Annotated in this window: 14 protein-coding genes and 1 pseudogene; 3 read left to right on the forward strand and 12 right to left on the reverse strand. The window is 51.5% G+C overall.

Annotated elements, in window-relative coordinates; translation table 11 throughout:
- Position 1: 1 nt before the first annotated feature.
- From FDX09_RS12430 to FDX09_RS12470, 8 genes and pseudogenes are all read right to left on the reverse strand, one after another.
- Positions 2–1180 (reverse strand): hypothetical protein, encoded by a 1179-nt coding sequence (locus FDX09_RS12430; RefSeq protein WP_137347291.1) that lies wholly within the window; start codon positions 1178–1180, stop codon positions 2–4.
- A 2-nt stretch (positions 1181–1182) separates the two neighbouring features.
- On the reverse strand, positions 1183–1704 hold the full coding sequence (locus FDX09_RS12435) for a PAAR domain-containing protein (protein ID WP_137347292.1): 522 nt from the start codon (positions 1702–1704) through the stop codon (positions 1183–1185).
- Positions 1705–1955: 251 nt separating this feature from the next.
- Positions 1956–2729, reverse strand: a complete 774-nt coding sequence (locus tag FDX09_RS12440) for an amino acid ABC transporter ATP-binding protein (RefSeq protein ID WP_137347293.1) — start codon at positions 2727–2729, stop codon at positions 1956–1958.
- Positions 2713–3639 carry an amino acid ABC transporter permease gene (locus FDX09_RS12445; RefSeq protein ID WP_137347294.1) on the reverse strand — a complete coding sequence of 309 codons (927 nt, stop codon included), beginning with the start codon at positions 3637–3639 and terminating at the stop codon, positions 2713–2715. Before FDX09_RS12445 ends, FDX09_RS12440 begins: the two co-directional genes overlap by 17 nt.
- 9 nt (positions 3640–3648) lie before the next feature.
- Complete coding sequence (locus FDX09_RS12450) at positions 3649–4158, reverse strand: GNAT family N-acetyltransferase (RefSeq protein ID WP_006684497.1); 510 nt, start codon at positions 4156–4158, stop codon at positions 3649–3651.
- 10 nt (positions 4159–4168) lie between these two features.
- Positions 4169–6427 (reverse strand): annotated as a pseudogene (locus FDX09_RS23685) (NtaA/DmoA family FMN-dependent monooxygenase).
- 25 nt (positions 6428–6452) lie between these two features.
- The gene (locus FDX09_RS12465) at positions 6453–7574 is read right to left on the reverse strand and encodes an amidohydrolase (protein WP_137347295.1); all 1122 of its coding nucleotides are present in this window, start codon (positions 7572–7574) and stop codon (positions 6453–6455) included.
- A complete protein-coding gene (locus FDX09_RS12470) occupies positions 7574–8572 on the reverse strand; it encodes an MsnO8 family LLM class oxidoreductase (RefSeq protein ID WP_137347296.1) in 999 nt (332 codons plus the stop codon). Before FDX09_RS12470 ends, FDX09_RS12465 begins: the two co-directional genes overlap by 1 nt.
- A gap of 507 nt (positions 8573–9079) precedes the next feature.
- On the opposite strand from FDX09_RS12470, the gene FDX09_RS12475 reads away from it, so the two are divergent.
- On the forward strand, positions 9080–10621 hold the full coding sequence (locus FDX09_RS12475) for a PAS domain-containing methyl-accepting chemotaxis protein (RefSeq protein ID WP_137347297.1): 1542 nt from the start codon (positions 9080–9082) through the stop codon (positions 10619–10621).
- Positions 10622–10902: 281 nt separating this feature from the next.
- On the forward strand, positions 10903–12345 hold the full coding sequence (gene ansP, locus FDX09_RS12480; RefSeq protein ID WP_038640693.1) for an L-asparagine permease: 1443 nt from the start codon (positions 10903–10905) through the stop codon (positions 12343–12345).
- 43 nt (positions 12346–12388) lie between these two features.
- On the opposite strand, the gene FDX09_RS12485 is transcribed toward ansP, so the two are convergent.
- Both FDX09_RS12485 and FDX09_RS12490 read right to left on the reverse strand, forming a co-directional pair.
- Positions 12389–12610: a YgdI/YgdR family lipoprotein gene (locus FDX09_RS12485; RefSeq protein WP_038640695.1), complete on the reverse strand. Its 222-nt coding sequence runs from the start codon at positions 12608–12610 to the stop codon at positions 12389–12391.
- Between the two features lie 136 nt (positions 12611–12746).
- Positions 12747–13808, reverse strand: coding sequence for a YncE family protein (locus FDX09_RS12490; RefSeq protein ID WP_038640696.1), 1062 nt, complete (start codon positions 13806–13808; stop codon positions 12747–12749).
- Between the two features lie 261 nt (positions 13809–14069).
- Between FDX09_RS12490 and pqqU the strand changes: the two genes are divergently transcribed.
- A complete protein-coding gene (gene pqqU, locus FDX09_RS12495) occupies positions 14070–16190 on the forward strand; it encodes a TonB-dependent receptor PqqU (RefSeq protein WP_137347298.1) in 2121 nt (706 codons plus the stop codon).
- 31 nt (positions 16191–16221) lie between these two features.
- On the opposite strand, the gene FDX09_RS12500 is transcribed toward pqqU, so the two are convergent.
- Positions 16222–17259, reverse strand: coding sequence for an NADP-dependent oxidoreductase (locus tag FDX09_RS12500; RefSeq protein ID WP_110498038.1), 1038 nt, complete (start codon positions 17257–17259; stop codon positions 16222–16224).
- A gap of 57 nt (positions 17260–17316) precedes the next feature.
- On the reverse strand, positions 17317–17892 hold the full coding sequence (locus tag FDX09_RS12510; RefSeq protein WP_137347299.1) for an XRE family transcriptional regulator: 576 nt from the start codon (positions 17890–17892) through the stop codon (positions 17317–17319).
- Positions 17893–17903 lie beyond the last annotated feature (11 nt).

The following is a 17903-nucleotide window of genomic DNA, read 5'->3' on the forward strand; positions in this document are numbered from 1 at the left end:
TTTATTTCAATGATTTGAAAACCATCCCTCCAAAAAACCTGTTGATAAAAAATTGCAAATCTTTGTTTGGTTTTATCCAGTTTTTTTCCTTTCCCCAAGAAAACAATTCTAAACTAATATATCCATCAGGATCTTGCATGACTGAACCATTCCAAACAACCCAGTGTGTAGGTAATGTTGTTTTATTTGTACTATTTACAAGAAGTCCATCATTTATCAATGTTACGACTTTATAATCTTGCTCAATATATTTATTTAAATCTCTGATTCCCTGAACACCCGCCTGAGTAATACCGACATTACTGAAAACCATTTTATAGCCGACTTTTTCAAACCATTCTGCCAAAATTTGCCAAATGGTGATACCAGCAACTGGAGAATCAAGAGCATCAAAGCTCAGCATTGTATTCTCTGAATCTCTGAGTCCAGCAAGTGTCATCCAGTCTGTACCGGCTATCTTCGGTCTGCCGTCATCATAGTAAAATGCACCTGTAGAATGCCGACAGCCTTTACCTGGCGAAATGATTAAATTACCTATTTTAGTTTTTCCGTATCGCCAAAGTTCACGGGCAGCTTGCGCATACACATCAGGGCGATCCTTTTGCAGGCAGTAAAAAAATGCTGCAGGTCCACATACACTTGCAGCTATTTGATTAGGGAAATCAAATCCGTTAAATCTTTCTTCTATTTGACGTTCTACTAATTTTTTATCAAAAGGATCCCTGGAATTACCAATGGGATATTCTTTTGCTATAAATGGTCTCTCCTCGCGGGTTATGGTAATTATTTTCGTTTCACCGCCCTGACTTTCAGGTTTAGGTGTACCTGCCGATTCAAAATAACAGAGATTTTCACGTTTAGCCTCAGACCATGCTTTACCTGTACTAAATTCTGCAAGCGTATACATCTTTGTGAAAGGCTTTGGAGTAACACTATGAGTATGCAGCATCGTCTTACGATAAAGCGTCATTTCCATAATGTAGATAGTTGATAGAGGCTCATTTATATCTTCAGACATATGTATCTGAGTTTGGTAGTTATCCTTAAATTTCTGCTGTCTCACATCTATCAGATAATATTTATTTCTGTCAGCATTCATACGATAAATAGATAGATCATATAATAAAGAGTTTGCAGGAACATTAGAGCGAATACGGGTGCTGAGCGGATAAACAGCCATAATTAATCCATTAATATGTGCAGGTTAATATTTTCAGCGGATTCAGCATAATGCCACTCTGTCATCCCTTGGCTATCTGTATTCCCCGTTTCTGTATGGCCGTCCGGGAGTATGGGAAGATACCGGCAATCCACCATCAGTCTGCCGTTATCATCTGCACACTTAAAACGAATACAGTTTCTGCTGCTGACATCCTGTGAGTTCTGCATCATTATCGATAATTGACTGGTGTCGCGGGTGGTTAAAGTACCCGCGCCACTGCTGGTATATTGTGTGGCTGTACCAAAAACATAGTGATTGGAGCAGCCACACAACACCCTGTCGCCAGTAGCTACATATGCTTTACCATTTTCCATCCTGTCCACTGCAGAAGCGAAAATTGGAAAATGTCCATTGCATTTCCGACAAATTGCCCTGTCACCGGTTTGGGCAATAGCTCTATCACCATCATACCAGGATGCAGAAGCAGTAATAATTTTTCCATAACTTGTTTTATCGCCGAGACAGGCCAGTGCTCTTACCATTTTCAATTCCTTAGTTAAAAAGTGGTAATACTCAATGGCATGATACATAACACATGATTTAAGCAAAGTTTTACTATGCTTGCTCACAACTTTACTAAGGGTGATATATTCCAGATCCAAGTCATTATTCACATGATGATAAAGTGATTTTTTGATAATTAGTCACTAAGTTTGTTACTCGAAAGGAAAACTAATTTAGGATTAACGGACGTTCATATTTTCTTGATAATTTCACTCTTTGGACGCAGTACTCAAAGCACTTTCGACAAAAACTGCTGGGTACGCGTGTGGCGTGGATGATTCAGCACCTGCTCGCTGCTGCCCTGCTCGACAATTTTGCCATCGACCATAAACACCACCTGATCCGCCACTTCCCGGGCGAAGCCAATCTCGTGCGTTACTACAACCAGCGTGGTTCCCGACTGCGCCAGCGCTTTGATAACATCCAGCACTTCGCCCACCAGTTCGGGATCTAGCGCTGATGTGGGTTCATCAAACAGCATGACGCGCGGATTTAATGCCAGTGCACGGGCAATGGCGATACGTTGTTGCTGTCCGCCGGATAAGTGACGCGACCAGGCATCGGCTTTATTACGCAGTCCTACCGCATCAAGCAGGGTTAATGCCCGCTCGGTAGCGGCTTTACGTGTTGCCAGACCGTGCGCAATGGGCGCTTCAATCAAATTCTCCAGCACCGTTAAGTGCGGGAACAGGTTAAAGTTCTGGAACACATAGCCGACGTTAACGCGCTGGCGCAAAATTTCCGCCTCTTTCAGCTCATACAGCTTGTCTCCCTGCCGACGATAGCCAATGTAATCGCCATCAATTTGAATAAACCCTTCATCGACGCGCTCCAGATGGTTGATAGTCCGCAACAGAGTGGATTTCCCGGAGCCGGATGGGCCAAGAATAACGGTTACCGTACCGGACGGGATCTCCAGCGATACGTTATCCAGCGCTTTATGGCGGCCGAAGTATTTGCTGACGCCGGTAATAGAAATATGGCCTTCAGGCGAGTGGGACATGGGCGGTCTCCTGCTGTGGACGTTGACGACTGCGTTTTTCTGCACGACTCACCCGGGCGGTATTGATCGCTGAACGTCGTTCGCTACGTGCCAGCGCGCGTTCGACCAGGTGCTGAATTAACGACAGGACGCTGGTGATCACCAGATACCACACCGCGCCGACCATCAGCAGCGGGATCACCTCCTGCGTGCGGTTGTAGATCATCTGGATGGTGTAGAACAACTCAGGCATGGCCAGCACGTATACCATCGCCGTCCCTTTCGCCAGACTGATGATTTCATTGAACCCGGCAGGCAAAATAGTGCGCAGCGCCTGCGGCAGGATAATTCGCAGCGTACGTCGCCATGCCGGTAAGCCCAGCGCCGCAGCAGCCTCGTACTGACCGTGATCAACCCCCAAAAATCCACCACGAATAATTTCAGCGGTATAGGCGCTTTGCACCAGCGTCAGGCCGACTACCGCAGTGGAAAACTGGCCGAGTACATTGATGGTCTCAAAACTGCCCCACTGAATGGGAGTAAACGGAATACCAATCGTCAACGTGTCGTACAGATAGGAGAAGTTGTACAGAACGATTAGCACTACAATCAGCGGTAACGAGCGAAACAGCCAGATGTATCCCCATGCCAGACCGTTCAGCAGCCAGGAAGATGAAAGTCGCGCCAGCGCCAGCAGACCGCCGATGAGAATACTCAACAGCGTACCGATAAGCGTCAGCAACAATGTTTGCCCGAGACCGGACAAGATAACCGGATCGAAGAACCAGCGGGCAAACACGGCCCATTCCCAGCGCGGGTTAAACGCCACGGACTGGATAATCACCGCCAGAACAAACAAAGCAATGACCGCTCCGACGGTACGCATGGGATAGCGCGCCGGTACGACTTTAATGCTATCAGTCGTTTTCATTTTATCTCCTCAGGCTATTCTGGCCTGACCGGCGATGGTTAACAGTTTGGTAAAGCGCAGTCGGCCATCAAACGGCGGCTGGCTGTACTCTTCGGGATCGCGCGCCGTATCAAACTGCGGATCGTAGCCCTGACTTAAATACAGCCGGACGGCCTCCGGCTGGCGAAATCCGGTGGTCAGATAAATCCGGCTGTAGCCCGCGAGTAGCGCCCTACGCTCCAGCTCCTGCACTACGCGCGCCGCCAGCCCCTGCTGTCGCAGGCTACTTTTCGTCCAGATACGCTTAATCTCGGCGGTATCTTTGTCGTAAGGTTTGTAGGCCCCGGTGGCGATGATCTCACCGTTACGTTCCAGTACTACGAACAGCCCCTGCGGCGCCAGATACCATTCGGTCAGTTCCACCTCTGCGTCGCGAGAAAAATAATCGCCATAGCGGGCGGCATATTCACCAAATAGACCGTTTAAAATGGGTTGCAGCTCGCTGGCTTCAGGTGAGACCACGCGAAATTGATCGCTCACGATAACCTCCTTAGTCGCCTAACCCGGCTGGGTTGATCTCAGATTGCGGAATGCGTTCCACCCCTTCCCCCCAACGGTTCAGTACCTTGTCGTAGTCGCCGTTGCCAATCACGCCGTTGAGGGCGGTTTGCACAGGCAGAACCAAACCGCTGTCCTTTTTCAGCGTCACGGCGATATGTGCCGCTTTTGGCCAACCGCCATCAACGCTACCCACCAATTGTGTTTTACCGTTGAGCGCGGCTTTCCACGCGCCAATAACGTTAGGACCGAAGTAGGCATCAGCGCGACCTGACTGCAGGGCCAGAGTCTGGGCGGCATCGTCTTTGGTATACACTGGCGTAAACGGCTGTAACCCTTTCTTCACGTTTTCATCGTTCCAGGCCAGCAGGATGGCTTCCTGGTTCGTCCCCGAACCGACGATAATGCGCAGACCGGCGATATCTTCCGCCTGCTCGATTTTCTTCAGCTTGCTGCCGGTTTTGACATAAAAGCCCAGGGAGTCCTTACGATAGGTCGCGAAATCGAATTTCTCTTTCCGCGCTTTTGTGACGGTAATATTGCTGATCGCGGCATCGTATTTGCCGGAGGTGACGCCCAGCGGCCAGTCTTCCCATGATGTGGGCACAACGTTGAGTTCCAGCCCCAGACTGTCTGCCACCAGACGGGCAATGTCCGCCTCGCTGCCGATCAGTGTTTTATTGTCATCGGCAAATACGGTCAGCGGCGGCTGACTGAGCCCGGCAATCGCCACGGTGAATTTGCCCGGTACGGCCAGGTGCAGGTTCGCAGGTAATTGCGCAATCGCCTGCGGATTTTTTGCCGTATTAATCGGCGTTTTATTGGCTTCCAGGCTTACGCCCGTGCCGTTAATAGTCACGTCATTTGCCCAGACGGTCGCGCTGAAGGCCAGCGACAGCGCGAGGAAGACTGATTTTTTCTGCATAGCGTTTTTCTCTTATTGTGTGAATTGATTTGCAGGTGTCGCTAATCCCAGGCTTGCGCGCAGGGTCGTACCGGGATATTCATGGCGGAACAGGCCACGAGCCTGAAGCACGGGGATAACCTGTTCGACAAAACGTGGGAAGGTATCCGGCGTTCCTCCCTGAATGATAAAACCGTCAGCCGCTTTCTCGTCGAACCACTGTTGAAGGCCGTCGGCTACCTGCTGCGGCGTGCCGCTAAAACGCGGACGCGGGCTGGCGGCTTCCAGGGCAACCTGACGTAGCGTTAACCCCCGTTCGCGCGCATTACGCTTGATCTCATCGGTCGTGCTGCGAAAGCTATTTTGTCCGAGGGAACCCAGATCCGGGAACGGTGCGTCCAGCGGATATTGGGCAAAATCATGATGTTCGAAGTAGCGGCCAAGGTAGTTCAGTGCGTCAGTAATGGAAACCAGCGCAGCGGTAGTCTGATACTGCTGCTCTACGTCCTCTGCACTGTCGCCAACAATTACGCTGACGCCCTGGAATATATGCAGTTGTTCGGGACCGCGCCCGGTGGTTGCTAATTGGCTTTTAACATCCTGATAGAACGCTTTAGCCTCCGCCAGCGACTCCTGATGAGTAAAAATGGCATCAGCATGCTGCGCTGCTAATTTCTTGCCATCGGATGAAGCCCCAGCCTGAAATATAATTGGACGGCCTTGTGGTGTTCGCCCGATATTTAACGGCCCGGCAACCTGAAAATAATCCCCATGATGGTTAAGCGTGTGCAATTTTTGCGGATTAAAAAATTCTCCGCTTGCCTTGTTACGGGTAAAAGCATCATCTTCCCAGGAATCCCACAGTCCTTTCACTACCTGTAAATATTCATCGGCAATACGATAACGTTGGGCATGCTCTGGATGCTGGGCGCGGGAATAGTTTTTTGCCGACCCTTCCAGAGGCGACGTCACCACGTTCCATCCGGCACGGCCCTGGCTGAGATGGTCGAGGCTGGCAAACTGCCGGGCGGTGGTAAAGGGCTCGCTGTATGACGTGGAGACAGTGCCAACCAGCCCCAGATTGCGGGTGATGCTGGCCAACGCAGATAATACCGTCAGCGGCTCAAAGCGATTTAAAAAATGTGGAATTGATTTTTCATTAATATACAGACCATCGGCGACAAAAATAAAATCCAACTTCCCTTTTTCCGCAATAAGCGCTGTTTCTTTAACAAAGTCAAAATTAATACTGGCATCGGCCTGCGCCGCCGGATGACGCCATGCAGACATATTTCCCGATGCGCCATGCAGAATAGTGCCGAGCCGTAGTTGCCGATTTTCAGCCATAATAACCCCTACCCAACAGGTAAAATTAAATGTGTGCGAATGCCGTTTTTGCTAAATGAGCAAAGTAGTGCGCGGCGGGTTCTATTAAGCGTTCATCCGGATTAAATCCCGGATGATGTAATCCGTATTCGCTGGCGCTACCAATACTGACGAACGCTCCAGGCGTATTTTGCAGGTAGACGGCAAAATCCTCCCCGCCCATATGCAGGTCGGCATAGTGGGTGGCGTAGCCTAATTGTTTCGCCACGGCGGTGGCGATATCCGCCCAACGATCATCGTTCACCAGCGCGGTCGGTCCCGCATGCCAGATAACATCAATTTGTGCGCCAAAAGCGTGGGCAAATCCGGCGGCGATGTCATTTACCCGGGCTTTGACCTGCTGCTGCACCTCAATGCGATGCGTTCTGAGCGTCCCTTCCAGCTCTACGGACTCCGGCAGTACGTTCCATGTGTTTCCTCCCTGAATACGGGTCACGCTGAGCACCACTGAATCCAGGGTGTTAACATCGCGACTGGCAACGCTTTGCAAAACTGTTACCAGTTGGCTGGCGAGCAGGATGGCGTCTTTGCCTTCATGCGGACGCGCCGCATGTGCGCCTTTGCCATTGATACGTAACACAAAGCGATCAACATTGGCATAGAATGCACCGCCGCGCGTGGCGAACTCCCCTACCGGCAAACCCGGTTCATTGTGCATGCCAAAAATAGCCGCGACGTTTTGCAGTGCACCGGCGCGAATCAGTGTTTTGGCGCCGCCAAAACTCTCTTCCGCGGGCTGAAACAAAATACGTACTCGCCCCGGTAAGTCTGCTTCCTGCTGCTTAAGCAGCAGCGCGGCGCCAAGCATGACGCTGGTGTGAATATCGTGCCCGCAGGCGTGCATCACCCCCGGCGTGAGTGAGCGAAATGGAACATCGGCGCTTTCTTCTATCGGGAGGGCATCAATGTCCGCCCGCAAGGCGATGATCTCTTCTCCCTGACCAATTTCCGCGACCAGACCAGTTTTCAGGTTGAATGGCAGAATCTGGACATCAGCACTGCGCAACCAGTCGCGAATACGCGCCGTCGTCGCCACTTCCTGCAGGGAAAGTTCCGGGTGTTGATGCAATTCACGACGCCAGTTGATAAGCGTTGTCGCCAGTGTCATCAGACCACCTCCACGGCGTTATGGGCTTGTGCCAACAACCGTAGCGACGTCAGACGCGCGTGCCCCTCTGCCACTGGCGTGTCGATAATGAACTCATTAATGCCAAATTGCGTATGCAGGGCATTCAGTTTTGCCAACACGTCGTGGGCAGTACCGTGTAACAAGGCCTGTTCACGACGCGCGATTTTGCGGGGTGGACTGCCAGCCTGCGCAGCGAATGCCAGCGCTTGCTCTTCGCTGGCAACCGTGACGCGTTGCCCATTTTCGAGTTCCACGCCCCAGATCTGCACGTTTTCCGCAAGCTGCGCGGCGGTGTCGTTACTGTCAGCCACAATCACCTGGACGGCGACTATCGTCGGGCGTGTGCTGTGGGTCTGCCAGAAGGACAAAACGTCACGCAATAACGCTCTGTCACCGTTGAGGTGTGCCGCGAAGATGAAATTCCAGTCGGATTGCGCTGCCAGTTGAGCGCTTTGTACACTGGCTCCCAGCACAAACCCTTCTGGCGGTCGCGGTGGGATTGGCGTCGGGAAAACCGTTTCCCCGCTTTCCGTGCCGTTCAGCGCCAGCCAACCGTTAAGCTGAGAAAGCTGGTCAGCAAAACTGCCTTTTTCATCCTGATGAAGTCCCAGCTGTAACGCCTGAGTCGACAGGGGTAAGCCGCCAGGCGCTTTTCCGACGCCAAGATCGACACGTCCGGAGGCCAACGATGCCAGAAGATTAAAGTTTTCCGCCACTTTGTACGGGCTGTAATGCTGCAGCATCACGCCGCCGGAACCGACGCGGATACGCTGGGTTTGCCCAAGGATCCAGGCGATCACCAACTCCGGCGACGGGCTCGCCAGCTGTGGTGTATTATGGTGTTCCGCGATCCAGAAACGATGGTATCCCCACTCTTCTGCCAGTTGCGCCAGACGCAAGGTCCGGGCAAGCGCCATCACGGCAGTTTCTCCTTCCCCAACGGGGCTTTTATCCAGAATACTCAGGCGATATGACATGTTACAGGCCCATATTTGTTAACATGTCTTTATTATTAAATTATCAAATAACCATAATGAAACACTTAATTCACATTTGCTCAGCAAAAAAGTAGATAACCAGCCCTGTTGCTGTCAGGGATAAGATTCGGCTTATCTCTCACGGGCGAAACACGCCGCAAAAACAGCCTGCACGTATTACCTACAAAATATAATAGGGGTGTTGTTACTACAGTAATACCCTCTTTATCCTTTCTGCCAGTGAGCTTTTTATGGTGATTTTTTTAGCGTGATTTACATTAAGTCAGATTAAATAGCTTGCCACGTTATATATTTGTATTAGATGTTTCACTTTCATGACAATTAACAACTTTTATACGTCGGGATTTTTATTATAACTACTTCCACCGAAATCATGATTAGTAGAGAATACAGCGTTTCTTATTAAAATGGTTTAAACAGTTTTTAATATCCCTTGGCTTTATTGCGGGGATTTTTTATGGCTTATACATACCACCTGGGGCCTCTATGAAAAGTAACATGCCTGTTACACAAATTGAGTACGCACTTAACGATAAAGCGACGCTGCTTTCGACAACAGATAAAGAAAGTCATATTACCTACGCCAACTCTGCTTTTATTGACGCCAGCGGATTCAGCGAACACCAGTTAATGGGCGAGCCGCATAATATTATTCGCCACCCTGATATGCCCTCTGCCGCTTTCGCCGATATGTGGTACACGCTACAGCAGGGGGACAGTTGGACGGGAATGGTGAAAAACCGGCGGCAGAATGGCGATCATTACTGGGTGCGGGCCAACGTGACGCCGGTCTGGCACAATGAAAAACTCACTGGTTACATCTCGGTACGCACTGTTCCTTCGCGCGATGAAATAACCCAAAGTGAAAACTTATATCAAAAAATAAATAGTCAGCAGCTTAAAGGCTTTCGTCTGTTTAAAGGTATTATCATTCGTCGCGGCATAATGGCATGGGTTTCAATGTTTAAATGGCTGAGTATTAGCCAACGCATTAATTATAGTTTAGGGGTAACTGCCCTGCTGGCGTTGTTATTTATCTTATCCCCTGTGAATTCTATTATTCAGGCGGGTGGGCTGTTGATGCTGTTTCTGGCACTGGCTATTTACCTTAAGTATCAAATTTGTCAGCCAGTTAATACGCTACTGACGCAAATGAAGAAAGTGGTGTCTGGTCGTAAAGCCGATAACTGTCATTTAAACAGGGTTGATGAAATAGGAATGTTGATGCGTCTGGTTAATCAATCCGGGCTTAATCTGAATTCACTGGTCGATGACGTCAGTACGCAAATATCCGGTATTCGCGCCATCAGTCAGCGGGTATCAAAAGAAGGTACTGCGTTGCACAAGCGTTCAGAAGAAACCTCCGCTGACCTGCAACAAACGGCTGCCGCCATCGAAGAAATTGGCAGTGCGGTACAGCAAACCGCTGAAACGGCGGCGCAGACCATGACCATGGCAGATAAAACCAGCGCCAACGCGGCAGCAGGCGGCGATATCATGAAACAAACCATTGCCATGATGCAGGCAATCTCGCGTGATAACGGACAGATAGTCGACATCATTGGCGTTATCGATAGTATTGCCTTTCAGACCAATATCCTAGCGCTCAATGCCGCGGTTGAGGCCGCGCGAGCCGGAGAATCCGGGCGCGGCTTCGCCGTTGTCGCAGCAGAAGTTCGCAATCTGGCGCAGCACTCAGCGTCGGCGGCAAAAGAGATCAAACAGTTGATCGAGAAGAACGTCGCCAACGTTAACAGCGGCGTCAAAATGGTGGAGCGAACGGAAACGCATCTCACCGGGATGATTGGTGATGTCCTGCAGATGTCGATGATGATCAAAGAGATTAGTTTGGCCACGCGAGAGCAAACCCAGGCGCTGGATCTGATTAACGATTCAATTTCACGCGTGGGCGCCATGACACACAATAACGCCGAAATGGTGGAACGTGTTACTGATGCTACCGCCGATCTGACCCAGCGATCATCACGCTTACAGCAGGCCGTTCAGGTCTTTGGCGTATCAGCATAACGTTACGGCGCTTATCGGGCGAATGTCTTAATAAGCGCACTCCTCTCCCTGGTTAAAACGCCCCTTTCTTTTATTGGCTGAATCGAGGCCACACCGCGCCAGTTCCGGCTGCACAAAAATGCTGAATTCTTGTTATCGGGGCTTTGCGCAAGTGAACAATTGAATGTAGGATGCTCGGCCGGCAGTTTTCCCCCGTAACACAATGAAGGGTAACGCTGTTTTCGCCGCAGCAGGTGCGGCAAAAAGGATTTTGTAAATCAGTCAGGTCAACAGGAAACGTAATGAACACACACAACACGCAAGCCGCGGAACAACATGCGGCGAAACGACGCTGGTTGAATGCTCACGAAGAGGGGTATCACAAGGCGATGGGCAATCGACAGGTACAAATGATCGCCATTGGCGGCGCGATTGGTACCGGGTTGTTTTTAGGGGCAGGCGCACGTTTGCAGATGGCTGGCCCCGCTTTGGCGCTGGTCTATCTGGTGTGCGGTATTTTTTCGTTCTTTATTCTTCGCGCGCTCGGCGAACTGGTTTTGCACCGCCCTTCCAGCGGTAGCTTTGTCTCCTACGCCCGCGAATTTTTAGGTGAGAAAGCCGCCTATGTGGCGGGCTGGATGTATTTCATCAACTGGGCGATGACCGGTATTGTCGATATCACCGCAGTTGCGCTGTATATGCATTACTGGGGCGCATTTGGCGACGTGCCGCAGTGGGTGTTCGCCCTCGGGGCGCTGGCCATTGTCGGCACCATGAACATGATCGGCGTGAAGTGGTTCGCAGAGATGGAGTTTTGGTTTGCGCTGGTCAAAGTGCTGGCGATTGTGATTTTCCTGGTTGTGGGTACCGTTTTCTTAGGTAGCGGAAAACCGCTGGATGGCAACGCCACGGGTTTTCACCTGATAACCGACAACGGCGGATTTTTCCCGCATGGCCTGCTGCCAGCGCTGGTACTGGTTCAGGGGGTCGTCTTCGCGTTTGCCTCCATCGAACTGGTCGGCACTGCCGCTGGTGAGTGCAAAGATCCGCAAACGATGGTGCCGAAAGCGATCAATAGCGTTATCTGGCGTATCGGTCTGTTTTACGTGGGTTCGGTGGTCCTGCTGGTTCTGCTTCTGCCCTGGAACGCCTACCAGGCGGGGCAAAGCCCGTTTGTCACCTTCTTCTCCAAACTTGGCGTGCCATATATCGGCAGCATCATGAATATTGTAGTGCTCACCGCGGCGCTTTCCAGTCTGAACTCCGGCCTGTACTGCACCGGGCGTATTTTACGTTCCATGTCGATGGGCGGTTCCGCGCCAAAATTCATGGCTAAAATGAGCCGCCAACAGGTGCCATGGGCCGGGATCCTCGCCACACTGGTCGTGTATGTCGTAGGGGTATTCCTGAACTATCTGGTGCCGTCGCAGGTGTTTGAGATCGTGCTTAATTTCGCCTCGCTGGGCATCATTGCGTCGTGGGGATTTATCATGGTTTGTCAGATGCGTCTGCGCCGGGCGATTAAAGAAGGTAAAACCGCAGACGTCAGTTTTAAACTGCCGGGTGCGCCATTTACCTCCTGGCTCACGTTGCTGTTCCTGCTGAGCGTGCTGGTGCTGATGGCGTTTGATTATCCAAACGGCACTTATACCATCGCATCATTACCGTTAATCGCCATCCTGCTGGTTGCGGGCTGGTTCGGCGTGCGTAAACGCGTAGCGGAAATCCACCGCACCGCGCCGTAAGGATAAAAAGGCCTGATAGCTTACCCCTTCAGGCCTTCTTTTTTTAGTCTGCTTCAATGAGCTGCGCAACATCGTTGCTATTAATTTCCCGCGCATTCCCATCCTGATCGGTATAGCTGGTCATTCCCGTGTCTTTATCCAGCTTTGGCTTGCCCTGGGTGGTAATCGTTTGTCCGCTTTTGGTCGTCATAACGTAATTGGTTGTGCAACCTGCCAGCGTAAACAGCATGACGCCTGCACAAAGACACATAAATGGCTTTTTCATGGTATTCCCGTGTTATTCAGTTAGCCGTTGAGGGCGTAGTGTAAGTCCCTGAAGTTAGTCAGGCTACTGGCGGGGTGTAACGAGGCGTATCGTGAGATTTAGAGAAATGACAGGAGGGGTTTCCCCCTCCGGTTAATTACAGCGCAATACGAATCACATCGTCCGGCTGAGTAGCTTCCTGCTCGCGGGTAGATTTCTGTTTCACGCTAACGTACAGCGTTTTACCGTCGGCGGAGAGCGCCAGGCTGTTCGGGAATGTTGGAGTCTCGAACGTTTTGACAACTTTGTAGCTTTTCGCGTCGATCACGCTTACTTTACCGGCCTGACGATGGGTCACATAGGCCTCGTTGCGCGCCGGGTTGAACAGCACGGCCAAGGATTCCGGCGCGGCGACTTTCGCCAGTACATTGCCGTTGCGGGTGTCGATAACCAGCACTTCCGCAGCCTTAGAGTCGGTAACAAATGCGCGGTTACCCGCCGTGTCCAGACTTAGGTTGATAAAGAAGTGCTCTTTTCCATCATCCAACAGCTTTTTACGGCTGAGAATTTTGTTATTGGTGGTATCGATAGTGATAAATTCGCCGTCCGCATTGGCGGTGTACAGGCGTTTAGCCTTGCTGTCGACAGCCAGAGCGGTGCTCATTTTGCCAGTATTTTGGATTGTGTCCTGAAGTTTGATCGTCTCACCGTCCACGACCCAAATTACGCTCTCTTTACCAATACCGCTAATGTAGACCGTGTTGGTCGCATCATCGGCGACCAGCTCACGCGGCTGCAGCGGGCGCACATCTTCAGAACGCTTACGCGCATCCAGCACCAGGCGCCCTTTCACCGCGCCTGTTTTGGCATCCATCGCCGTCACCGCGCTGTTTACCGTATTACCAAACCACAGCGTTTGCGTGGTGTTATTGATGGTGGCGCCAAACGGTTTGAGATCGTTATGGATAACCTGAGTCACTTCGAGCGTCACTGGGTCAAGACGGTAAACCACGCCCCCGGTATCCAGTTTGCGGCTCTGTGAGGTCGCCAGCCACAGCGCGTTCTCTTGCTGGCTGTACGCCATTTCATAGGCACCTTTGCCCACGGCTTTGCGCAGCAATTCTTCCGCAGCCTGTGTCGTAAAAGATGATGCCACGAGCAGTGAACCTAACAGTAAAGAACCACGCAGGCGCGGCGAAAACAGATGACGTAAAGACATGACGACTCCCTTTGATAAATTCGTTTGTTACTGCTTCACATAGCTTCAATGAGCAAAATCATGGTTTTGCCTTTTTAAGAATGAGAATAGTAATCATTATTCATCGCAAAGTGGAGCACTTCTTCACATATTGACTACACTCGTTTTCATTGCCCGAAAAATTACCGCAATTCAGTAGCGCTAAAATTCATCTTTTTTATAAAAAAATTCACATGCTTACCGTCCGTTTTCCGGCGTCAGCATCCTAAACTGGCCTTATTCATGACGATTTTTTCAGCCCGCTATACCGTCTTTCCTGTTTCATTACTGCCTGTCTTCCTCTCGACTTTTGCCGCGGCAGACAGTGAGATAAACGAGCAAACGCTGATCGTTAGCGCGACGCCACAATCCGTTTCAGAGCTGGATACGCCTGCCGCCGTCAGCGTTGTTGCCGGTGAAGATATGCGTCTGGCAACACCGCGCATTAACCTGTCCGAATCGCTGACCAGCGTCCCTGGACTACAGGTGCAAAATCGGCAGAACTACGCGCAGGACCTCCAGTTGTCGATTCGCGGTTTTGGTTCACGCACCACGTATGGTATCCGTGGCATTCGTATGTATGTAGACGGAATCCCAGCCACCATGCCGGATGGGCAAGGCCAAACATCCAATATCGATATCAGCAGCGTACAAAATATTGAAGTCCTGCGGGGTCCCTTCTCTGCGCTGTATGGCAATGCTTCCGGCGGTGTGATTAATGTCAGTACTGAAACAGGGCGTGAGCCGTCCACCATTGAAGCCAGCAGCTATTACGGTAGTTTTGGCACCTGGCGCTACGGTTTAAAGGCCACCGGAGCGCTGGGCGACGGTACTCAGCCAGGCGATGTGGATTACACCGTTTCAACGACCCGATTTACTACCCATGGGTATCGCGATTACAGCAGCGCGCAAAAAAATCTGGCTAATGCCAAACTGGGCGTACGCATTGATGACGCGAGTAAACTGACGCTGATTTTCAACAGCGTGGATATTAAGGCCGACGATCCCGGAGGCCTGACGAAGTCAGAGTGGGATGCCAATCCGCAGCAATCGCCCCGCGCCGAGCAATTCAATACGCGAAAAACCATCAAGCAGACCCAGGCGGGATTGCGCTATGAACGCCAGCTTAGCGCGCAGGATGATCTCAGCATCATGACCTATGCGGGGGAGCGCGAAACCACCCAGTATCAGTCGATCCCAATGGCCCCACAGTTAAGACCCTCCCATGCCGGAGGCGTTATCACTCTGCAACGTCATTATCAGGGGATAGATAACCGTTGGACTCACCGTGGCGAATTGGGGATCCCGGTAACCTTCACCACCGGCATAAACTATGAAAACATGAGTGAAAACCGTAAAGGCTATAACAACTATCGGCTTGATAATGGTGTGCCTGAGTATGGTCAGAAAGGCGACGTGCGACGCAATGAACGTAACCTGATGTGGAACCTCGATCCCTATCTGCAAACCCAGTGGCAATTGACGGAGAAGCTTTCGCTGGATGCTGGCGTTCGTTACAGTTCCGTGTGGTTTGATTCCAACGATCGCTACATTACGCCGGGTAACGGCGATGACAGCGGGGACGCCAGCTATCACCAATGGCTCCCTGCCGGATCGTTGAAATATGCGATGACGGACGCCTGGAACGTCTATCTGGCTGCGGGGAGAGGATTTGAAACGCCGACAATTAACGAACTCTCCTACCGTTCCGATGGCCAAAGCGGGATGAATTTTGGTTTACAGCCGTCCACAAATGACACCATTGAAATCGGCAGCAAAACGCGCATCGGAGATGGGCTGTTTACCGCGGCCCTGTTCCAGACCAACACGGATGACGAAATCGTCGTTGATAGTAACAATGGCGGTCGTACGACCTATAAAAATGCCGGGAAAACCCGCCGTCAGGGAGGCGAGCTATCCTGGGACCAACGCTTTGCCACAAACTGGCGCGTAAAAGCGGCATGGACCTGGCTGGATGCAACCTATCGCAGCAATGTCTGCGGCGATCAAAACTGCAACGGCAACCGACTGCCCGGCATAGCGCAAAACATGGGATTCGCGTCACTGGGCTACGTGCCTGATGAAGGCTGGTATGCGGGAGCAGATGTGCGTTATATGGGGGACATTATGGCTAATGATGAAAATACGGCGAAAGCCCCGTCATATAGCGTAGTCGGCCTGAATACCGGCTATAAATTTTATTACAGCAACCTTATGATCGACCTGTTTGGCCGGGTGGATAACCTGTTTGATAAGACCTACGTCGGTTCGGTGATTGTGAATGAATCAAATGGCCGATACTACGAACCGGCGCCAGGACGAAACTATGGCGTGGGTATTAATCTGGCCTGGCGTTTTGAATGATACTGGCGGGAATCGCTCCCGCCAGCACTCTTTACGCATCGTCTGCTACGCGAATAACCACCTTGCCGAAGTTTTTACCGGTCAGCAAACCGATAAAGGTCTGCGGCGCATTCTCCAGACCGTCAGTGACCTGCTCACGGTAGTGGATTTTACCCTCTTTAATCCAGCGCCCCATCTCCCGCTGAAACTCATGAATGCGGTGACCATAATCCTGACCAATGATAAAACCCTGCATCCGGATACGCTTTTTCAGTAAGGTTGCCATCAGCAACGGTAATCGGTCAGGGCCGGTCGGAAGCGATGTCGCATTATAACCGCTGACCAGTCCGCAAAGCGGAATGCGCGCCGAGGTATTGAGTAACGGCAGCACAGCGTCAAATACCTTACCGCCAACGTTCTCGTAGTAAATATCAATCCCCTGCGGACACGCTTTTGCCAGTTGTTGTGCAAAATCGTGCGCATGGTGATCGAGACAAACATCAAAGCCCAGCACTTCGGTAGCATGCCGGCATTTCTCTGCCCCGCCCGCTACACCGATCACCCGACACCCTTTGAGCTTACCAATCTGTCCAACCGTTGCGCCCACCGGGCCAGTTGCAGCAGCAACAACCAGCGTTTCCCCTGATTTCGGCTGGCCAATGTCCAGCAAGCCCATATAGGCGGTAAATCCCGGCATCCCCAAAACACCCAGCGCCCAGGAGGGATGTTCAGGATTATCGCCAAGCTTCACCAGCCCGTTGCCGTCCGAAATGTCATAGTCCTGCCAGCCACTGTAGCTCAGCACCCATTCGCCAGGCTGGTAATCAGGATGGTTGGAGGACACGACGCGGCTCACAGTGCCGCCGACCATCACACCGCCAATCTCAACGGGAGGCGAGTAAGACGGTTCATCGCTCATGCGCCCACGCATGTAAGGATCGAGAGAAAGGAAAACGGTGCGCAGCAAAACCTGACCTTCTCCCGGCGTTGCGACTTCATCTTCTTCAAGACGGAAGTTATCCGGGATTGGCGCGCCATGTGGGCGGGAAGCCAGTACCCAACGGCGGTTACGATTAGTCTGTTGACCCATGATGTGCTCCTCTGCTTTTGGCATGAATCCATCAATAGTAGCAGCCTGCGCCAGCATTTAGCTCGCGACATGGTTTAATCGCACAACCAGATAAACGCAGGTTTGCGTGGTTTCATTGATAAACCGACAGTCATTCGGCGGCCCCAGTTCCAGACAATCGCCCGCTTTCATTTCATGACGCACATCGCCTTCCACAAAGACTAACTCCCCCAGCTGTAGCCAGATAAGCTGTCTGGCCTGCACGTAGGAGGATGCTGGCATTGGGATATCGCTTCCGGCGGGCAATTCGATTTGTACCAGGTCGATGGGGAGATCGCTGCGCGGTGAGACATGGCGTCGCAGATAGTGGCTCTGCGGATCGTGCCAGACGGGCTGGTCAGCGAGGCGCAGCAGCTTGCCCTCCTGCATTTCGGCTCGCGCAATCAGCATCGACATGCTGATGCCAAACGCCCCGGAGAGCCTGCCCAGCAGCGTGGCCGTGGGGCTACTCTCACCACGCTCTATTTTATGGATCATTGCCCGCGACACGCCTGCACGCTCGGCGAGTTCCGTCAGAGACCAGCCGCGAGATTCTCGTTCAAGGCGAATTCTTGCACCGATCCGTTGATTTATGCTGTCTTCAATAGTATTCATATTGTAATACT

The organism is Citrobacter sp. wls717, assembly GCF_005280955.1.
GTDB classification, from domain to species: Bacteria; Pseudomonadota; Gammaproteobacteria; order Enterobacterales; family Enterobacteriaceae; genus Citrobacter; species Citrobacter werkmanii.